The sequence below is a fragment of the bacterium genome (genome assembly GCA_035528375.1).
GTDB lineage: Bacteria > RBG-13-66-14 > RBG-13-66-14 > RBG-13-66-14 > RBG-13-66-14 > RBG-13-66-14.
The window spans coordinates 1-7,246 of sequence record DATKYS010000059.1 but is presented as its reverse complement, the minus strand read 5'-3'; the positions used below and the strand labels follow the sequence as shown (position 1 = coordinate 7,246).

Annotated in this window: 9 protein-coding genes; 5 read left to right on the top strand and 4 right to left on the bottom strand. The window is 64.1% G+C overall.

All coding sequences use genetic code 11. The features are described 5' to 3' along the window. Positions 1-140: 3-deoxy-manno-octulosonate cytidylyltransferase (locus VM054_04555; GenBank protein ID HUT98329.1), on the bottom strand; the 140-nt coding region annotated here is incomplete at its 3' end. Beyond that, positions 140-742 (bottom strand): D-glycero-beta-D-manno-heptose 1-phosphate adenylyltransferase, encoded by a 603-nt coding sequence (rfaE2, locus tag VM054_04550; protein HUT98328.1) that lies wholly within the window; start codon positions 740-742, stop codon positions 140-142. The genes rfaE2 and VM054_04555, both read right to left, overlap by 1 nt. Before the next feature lie 84 nt (positions 743-826). Between rfaE2 and purN the strand changes: the two genes are divergently transcribed. Next, complete coding sequence (purN, locus tag VM054_04545; protein HUT98327.1) at positions 827-1,441, top strand: phosphoribosylglycinamide formyltransferase; 615 nt, start codon at positions 827-829, stop codon at positions 1,439-1,441. Between the two features lie 324 nt (positions 1,442-1,765). Here the strand turns inward: purN and VM054_04540 are convergent, their stop codons facing one another. Together VM054_04540 and VM054_04535 are read right to left on the bottom strand one after the other, a co-directional pair. Then, entirely contained in the window at positions 1,766-2,431 is a 666-nt protein-coding gene (locus tag VM054_04540) for a hypothetical protein (protein HUT98326.1), read from the bottom strand. Positions 2,432-2,585: 154 nt separating this feature from the next. Then, complete coding sequence (locus VM054_04535; GenBank protein ID HUT98325.1) at positions 2,586-3,236, bottom strand: hypothetical protein; 651 nt, start codon at positions 3,234-3,236, stop codon at positions 2,586-2,588. A gap of 326 nt (positions 3,237-3,562) precedes the next feature. Here VM054_04535 and VM054_04530 point away from each other — a divergent pair, with 326 nt between their 5' ends. The 4 genes from VM054_04530 to ftsE form a co-directional block, all read left to right on the top strand. After that, the gene (locus VM054_04530; protein HUT98324.1) at positions 3,563-4,699 is read left to right on the top strand and encodes a Na/Pi symporter; all 1,137 of its coding nucleotides are present in this window, start codon (positions 3,563-3,565) and stop codon (positions 4,697-4,699) included. A 10-nt stretch (positions 4,700-4,709) separates the two neighbouring features. Beyond that, on the top strand, positions 4,710-5,399 hold the full coding sequence (locus tag VM054_04525; GenBank protein ID HUT98323.1) for a PhoU domain-containing protein: 690 nt from the start codon (positions 4,710-4,712) through the stop codon (positions 5,397-5,399). Between the two features lie 9 nt (positions 5,400-5,408). Then, entirely contained in the window at positions 5,409-6,524 is a 1,116-nt protein-coding gene (locus VM054_04520; protein ID HUT98322.1) for a thiamine-phosphate kinase, read from the top strand. 128 nt (positions 6,525-6,652) lie between these two features. Then, on the top strand, positions 6,653-7,246 hold a 594-nt coding region (gene ftsE / locus VM054_04515; protein ID HUT98321.1), incomplete at its 3' end, for a cell division ATP-binding protein FtsE.

Here is a 7,246-nt window from a genome sequence, read left to right as displayed (position 1 = left end):
TCAACGCTGGCCGCGGCCTCGGCCCTCTCGACGGTGTGGAGAATGAGCGGCCGACCGCCCAGGTTCTTCAAGGGCTTGCCGGGCAGGCGGGTGCTCGCATAGCGGGCGGGGATAACGCAGAGCGTCCGAGGGGATTTCACTACTTTCTGCCCCTTCTGCCGCCGGCCCGGTGAATTCGTTTATCCCGCTTGGCCTTGTGCTTAGTGGCCCGACCACCCATCCCGACCCCATAAGGCCTGAATATGGCCGAAATGTCTTCCTCCATCTCGGCGTTCGTCGAATCGCCAATGGCAAGCGCCATAGCCGTGGTGGAGAAGTCATCTTCCAAGGGCAGCACGACCACCTCGCCCCCCCAGGACACAACCTCTTGGCCACCTACGATCATGTCCTTCTCGTAGCCTCCACCTTTGACTAAAACATCAGGACGCAGTCGCTTTACCAGTTCCAGCGGCGTGTCCTCGGAAAAGGGGACCACGTAATCCACCGCTTCTAGGGCCGCCAGAAGCTCGGCACGAACCGCCAAGGTCAGGTACGGTCGGTACGGACCCTTCAGACGCGATACCCCCGCGTCGTCATTCAGGCCCACGACCAGGCAGTCGCCCAGTCCCCGCGCCGCGGTTAGATACCGGACGTGGCCGGGGTGCAGCAGGTCGAAGCAGCCGTTGGTGAAAACCACCTTGCGCGGTCTTCCCTCGGCTTCCCAGTGGACGAGCAGCTCCTCGGTGGACAGGACTCGGTTCATCGGACCTTGACCTCGTGGGCAACGGCGGGTATTGTAGACTCCTCTCCCCGACGGGTCAAGTTCGGCCGTACCAGGAGGTGGGCGTTGCCAGGCAAACGGATCGGGATAATGATTAGTGGTCGCGGCAGCAACATGGTCGCCCTCATCGAGGCCTGCCGCGACGGGAGGCTGGACGCCGAAGTTGCCCTGGTCCTCTCCGACAGGCCCGACGCCGCCGGTCTGGAGAAGGCCCGCGCCCTGGGAGTGACCGCTCGGGTCCTGGTGCCGGCGAAGTACCGGACCAAGCTGGACGGCGACGACGCCCGGGATTACGCCGAGGCCTTCCGCGAGGCCGGCGTGGATCTCGTCTGTCTGGCCGGCTTCATGCGGGTGGTGAAGGCGCCGCTTCTGGAACCGTTCGCCGGCCGCATCCTCAACATCCACCCCAGCCTCCTGCCCAGCTTCCCCGGCCTGGAGGTCCAGCGTCAGGCCCTGGAGTACGGGGTGAAGTTCTCCGGCTGCACCGTACACTTCGTGGACTCAAGCCTGGACGGCGGGGCGATAGTCGCCCAGCGCGTGGTGCCGATCCTGGATGATGATACCCCGGATACGCTGGCGGAGCGCATCCTGGTCGAGGAGCACGCGCTCTACCCCGAGGCCGCGGGGCTGGTGCTCTCGGGAAAGTACCGCGTCGAGGGGAGGCGGGTGATTCGCACGTAGGCCGGAGAAGGAAACCGTTCCGGCCATTACCTCTCGAATTGCGATGACGGAAGGGCAGGGACTTTGCACTCCGCCGCTTTGACCCTCACCCCATCCCTCTCCCTAGGAGGGAGAGGGGGAGCGCGCCAACCTATACCCTACATATTACGATGACGTAGGGGCCGACCTTCAGGTCGGCCCGCTCCGCTCTATGTGCAGGAGAGAGCGTGAAGATTGTCTAAACAACGGCGGGGACTAAAGTCCCCGCCCTACATTTATCACGGTGGCGGATGAGTCGGCGAACGGGCGTAGAGGCCCGCCCCGGCATTATCGCAACCCTCACCCTCAGATGTAGAGGTTGAGCCCGAGACCCAGGGTGAGGATGTGGAGGAGTTCCTCCTCGTAGTTCCAGCCCACCAGGTCCTCGGTCTCCTCCTTGATTGGCCGGGGGAAGTCGAAGACGGCGTCGTAGCCTATCTCGAACTCCAGGGAGAGGGCGGCATCGGTGAAGAACTCGCCGCCGACGGCGACCCAGCCGCTGAAAACCTGCCCCCGGGTGGGGTCGCGCTCCGTCGTCAGCGACTCGTACATCTGTCTCCCCCGGATGGTTACCGGATCCTCACCCTCGTACACCGGCCAGCCGAAGTAGCCCACCCCGAACTGGACGAAGGGGTCGAATCGGGCGCGGGGGGTCATGTTCCACCGCAGGCCCAGGTGCGCCTGGAAGAGGTTAAAGTCCACGTCGGAGCCCGCCGGGAAGGCGTTCTCGAAGTAACCCCCATCCTTCCCGGCGAGGTCCAGCGCCGCCCGGACCACGATGGACCACGCCTCGCCGAGGCCGAAACTGAACAGACCCCCGAAGCTGCCCTGCTCGAGGACCGACTGGTTTATCGGCCCCATTGGGAGCCAGATGGCCAGCTGAGGCCCCACGGAGAAGAGGCCGGTCTTGTCTATCGCCGCCGCGGGGAGGCAGAGAAACAATATCAGGCCTGCTATCAACAAGTTGCGCACGATTGACTCCCGGTCGGTCGGACGGGTTTAGTATAGCACAGCCCGTTTAATACGCCCAAGGACCGTCGTTCGGTTCCTGACCGGCGGGTGGATGGAGCACCCCAAAAGTTAAGGGGACCCCGCGGGGCCCCCTCATCACTGAATCTTCAGGCGACTAGAAGTAGAGGTTCAGCCCGATGCCGAAGGTGAGGATGTTGACCGTCTGGTCCTCGGTGTCGTAATCCCAGCCCTGGCTGTGGTCGTCGGGGTCGTGCCAGTCCTTGATCGGCACGGTGACGCCGAAGATGGAGTTCCACTCCAGGCCCACGTCCACGCTCATCTGGTTGGAGGTGAAGAACTCACCGCCGGCGCGCAGGTTGATGCCGAACTTGTCTACTGAGGCATCGCCGTAGGTGTAGGTTCCGGCCTCATTGTCAACCTTGGTGTACGCCCAGGAGTAGTAACCGGCGCCGACCTGGACGTACGGGTCGAAGGGGCTGTAAGGGGAGAGGTTCAACCGGCCGCCCAGCTGGAAGGTCACCAGGTAGTAGGTGGTATCCTCATCGCCAAGGTTCGTATCGCCCCAGAAGTCCTCGTTGAAGCCGGCCATGCCGTACCACGCCTCGCCGAGGAACTCGAAGTTTTCGGCCAGGCCGTAGCCCACCTTCGCGCCGAAGCCCACCGAGCTGGTGTAAGCGTTGGCGAAGTCACCCATGGGGAGCCAGTAGAAGACCCGGCCGCCGATGGACAACAGGCCGTCTTTGTTCAGAGCCGTGGCCGGCATGATCAGCGCCAGAACCAGAAGAAGCGGCAGAAGCTTTTTCACGGTTTCTCCTTTGCTTGAGCCCTTTCGGGCAAAGAGACGTTGATAACTACAGAACCGCAAACTCAACCCGGAAAAGATTACGTAAGTTTAGCACAGGGTAGAGCTAATTTCCATTTTTTTTGCCCCGGCGCGCTCCCGGTTTCCTTCCCCCCGACCGAAAACCGACGCTCACCCCTGGATTGCCGCGCTTCGCGCCCGCCTCCCCGACGCTCCGGCATCCCGTCGCCGCCGCACCCCGTGTTGTTGACAATCCTCACCACCCCCCCGTAATATGTCCTTTTTGTAACGGTTTTCACACTGCGCCGAGGTGCCTGTTTATCCCTGAAATGGACGAACCACGGGCGGACCGGGAAGCGGGGCGGACCAAACCGCAGGCTGCGTCCCCGTTTCTCAGCGTCTTAAAGATATTCGGCGTCCTCGCCTTTCTGTACCTCTTCATGCTGTCCATCAAGCTGATGGGCTCGTCCTTCAAGGGGTTCGGCCAGGATTTCGCCGAGGGCCTGGTCGCGGGAACCTCCAGCCCCATCGTCGGCCTCTTCGTGGGCATCCTGACCACCAGCATCATCCAGAGCTCCTCCACCGTCACCAGCATGCTGGTGGCTTTGGTCGCCACCGGTTCCATGGGCATCGGCGTGGCGGTACCCATCGTCCTGGGGGCGAACATCGGCACCACCATCACCAACACCATCGTCAGCCTGACCCACATCACCCGGCGGGACGAGTTCCACCGCGCAATGGCCGGGGCGACCGTCCACGACATGTTCAACATCTGCGCCGTCGCGGTGTTGATGCCCGTCGAGTACCTCTTCCACCCCCTGGAAAAGCTCGGGTGCTGGCTGGCCGGTGTCTCGGCGACCGGCGGCGGCGGCGGCTTCGCCTTCATGAGCCCCCTGAACGCTGTCACCGATCCCATTGTGGACCACATAATCGGGCTCACCGGAGGGACATACTGGCTGGCCCTGGCAATCGCCCTGGCCCTCCTGTTCGTCTCGCTCCGGTACCTGGTGAAGCTGATACGTAGCCTGTTGATCGAGCGGTTCGAGCGGGTTCTCCACGGTTATCTCTTCAAGACGCCGATCAGGGCTTTCGTTCTCGGGCTCCTGTTCACCGCCATCGTCCAGTCCAGCTCCGTCACTACCTCCCTGGTGGTCCCCCTCGTTGGGGCGGCGCTGTTGACGGTGGAACAGGTTTTCCCCTACACTTTGGGCGCGAACGTGGGTACGACGGTGACCGCGCTCCTGGCCGCCCTGGCGGCGGGTGAGCCGGCCGGTCTCGCGGTGGCCTTCGTCCACATGTTCTTCAACGTCTTCGGAATAGCCATTTTCTATCCCCTGCGCGTGGTGCCGCTCACGCTGGCCAAGACACTCAGCAATCTGGTCAAGAAAAATCGAGCCGTCGCCATCGTGTTCATCGGTGTTATTTTCTTCCTGATTCCCGTCCTCGTCATTTTCGTCTTCAACTAGGGAAGCGACCATGTTTGAGAAGTTCATGGAGGCCTGGCGGAGCAAGGGGCTCTTGAACCAGGCCCTGGAAAAGACGCAGGCCATGATCGAGACCGTGGCTAAAACCTACTCCTACGTCCGGGAGTACCTCCTGCACGGTGTCAAGCCCGACGTGGACGTGTACGGGAGGGACCGGTTCGTCAACCACCTCAACCGGGAGATCCGGCGCCTCATCGCCGAGCACCTGGTGGTCAAACCGGGGGACAATCCCATGGCGGGTCTCGTTCTCCTGAACGTGAACATAGACCTGGAGAGGGTGGGCGACTTCACGAAGAACCTCTACGAGGTGGCCGTGGCGTACCCCGGTCCCATCCTCGAATCGAAGTACCACCGCCTCGCCGAGCTCCTGGCGACCGAGGAACTGGTGAAGGACGGTTTCGGGCTCACGCTGAAGGGCTTCATGGAGCTGGACGCCGGGGCCGCCCAACAGGTACTGGTAAACCACAAGAACGTGTCCGCGAAGACCAACGAGCTGATCAACGAGCTCTTCGTCAAAACCGACCTGTCGGTGAAGGACGCGGTGATGGCGGTCCTGGTGTGCCGTTACCTGAAGCGGATCAGCGCCCACCTGATGAACGTGGCCTCGACGGTCATCAACCCCTTCGACTGGGTCAGCTACCAGTACGACGGGGACCCCGCGGATGCCAAGGAGCTGGATTAGGAGCACATGATGCATTTAAAGGAATTGTCAGAGCAGGACATCATCAAGCGGCTGACCGCTATCTTGTTGTCGGACAGCCCGACGCGGGTCGCCGAGACTGACGTCCTGCGCACCTCTCGCGAGGACAGGCAGCCCTCCAGCGGCAGCGGGCGATTCAGGCCCCCGCTGATGCGCGGTGTGCGCGTCGGGCCGGGCCACGACGCCGCCGTGGTCACCCCGAACGCCGGGTTCGATCTGGTGATCACCTGTGACCAGCAGGTCGAGGGCACCCACTTCGACCTCGAGCTCATGGGGGAGGAGGCGGTCGGCCGGCGGGCCCTGGCCGCGGCGGTGAGCGATCTGGCCCCCTTCGGCGCCACGCCTCTCTGGGCCACCATCGCCGTGGCTGCATCGCCGGAGGTCAGGCTGGAGACCCTCGAGCAGGTTTTCCGCGGGCTGGCCTGGGCGGCCGATGAGTTGTCCGCGCCTTTTTCCAGCGGGGGCTGGTCGAAGCTGGCCTTCGTCGGCGGCGACCTGGCCACGACCCGGGGGCCCATCTACCTGGACATCTGCGTCATCGGCCAGCGCCCCAGCACCTGGGCGCCCGGGGGCAGGGCGGGGGCGAAGCCCGGCAACACGATCTACCTGAGCGGTCCCACCGGGATGGCCGCGGGGGGCTTCTGGCTTTTAACGAACCAGAAAACCACCTTCTCCGGCTCCGAGAAGCTGCGCAAGGCCTTCCTGTGGCCGGAAGTCGAGCTGGAGCTCGGCGTCCGACTCTGGCGCGACACCCGGCTCACCACCTGCGCCGACACCTCCGATTCCCTCTCCGAGCAGCTCCGGCTTCTCGCGGAGGCCTCCGACGTGGGGGTGCAGGTTTCCGAGGACCGCCTGCTTCTACCGCCGACGCTCGTGGTGGTCGCCGAAGCCATGGGAATCGAGCCGGTGCGTCTGGCCCTGGGCGGCGGCGAGGATTTCCGGCTGCTGGTCACCGGGCCCGCGGGGCTCGAGCAGCGCGAGAAGGGCCTCGTGCCCATCGGCAAGGTGCTCCCCCGGGAGGAGGGGGTCCGCCTCCTCGGCCTCGACGGCGTGCGCCGGGAGCTGCCCGGTCCGATGTTCAGCCACTTCGGCGGCGCGACGGAATAGCGTTTTACACACGATTCCATGCGGGGCGACCCCCCCGGGCCGCCCCATATGGATTGACCTCCGACCGGCCCTGGACTATAATCACCTCAACTTTAAGACTGACATTGAGTTAGCGCAGAGGAACCCCCGTGGTCCAAGTCGCCATCTTCCAGCACGTCGCCATGCGCTACTCCCGCGGCATCCTGGCCCTCCACGACGTCAACCTCGAGCTCCCCAAGGGCGAGTTCACCTTCCTCACCGGTCCCTCCGGGGCCGGCAAGACCACTTTCCTCAAGCTCCTCTTCGGCGAGGAGCGCCCCACGGAGGGCGAGCTCGCGGTTCTGGGGCACGACATGAACCGCCTGAAAATCCGCCACCTGCCCGGGTTGCGGCGGCGGATCGGCGTTGTGTTTCAGGACTTCCGCCTTCTGTCCCGGCGGACCACCGTGGAAAACCTGGACATCGCGCTGCGGATCCGGCGCCTGTCCAAAGACGAGCGCCGGCGGCGCATAGACTCCATCCTGCGCATCGTGGAGCTCGAGGGACGGGCCGATTCCTTCGCCGAGGAGCTTTCCGGCGGCGAGCAACAGCGCGTCGCCATCGCCCGCGCCATCTCCGGCGACCCCGAGCTTCTGCTGGCCGACGAGCCGACGGGCAACCTGGATCCCGACCTCTCGCAGAAAATCATGGACCTGCTGCGCAAAATCGCCTCGCGCGGGACCACGGTCATCGTGGCCACCCAC

Bases quoted from the DNA above. Each gene is read 5' to 3' on its own strand.
- VM054_04520 (HUT98322.1), top strand. From the start codon at position 5,409: ATGCATTTAAAGGAATTGTCAGAGCAGGACATCATCAAGCGGCTGACC.
- rfaE2 (HUT98328.1), bottom strand. From the start codon at position 742: ATGAACCGAGTCCTGTCCACCGAGGAGCTGCTCGTCCACTGGGAAGCC.
- VM054_04530 (HUT98324.1), top strand. From the start codon at position 3,563: ATGGACGAACCACGGGCGGACCGGGAAGCGGGGCGGACCAAACCGCAG.
- VM054_04525 (HUT98323.1), top strand. From the start codon at position 4,710: ATGTTTGAGAAGTTCATGGAGGCCTGGCGGAGCAAGGGGCTCTTGAAC.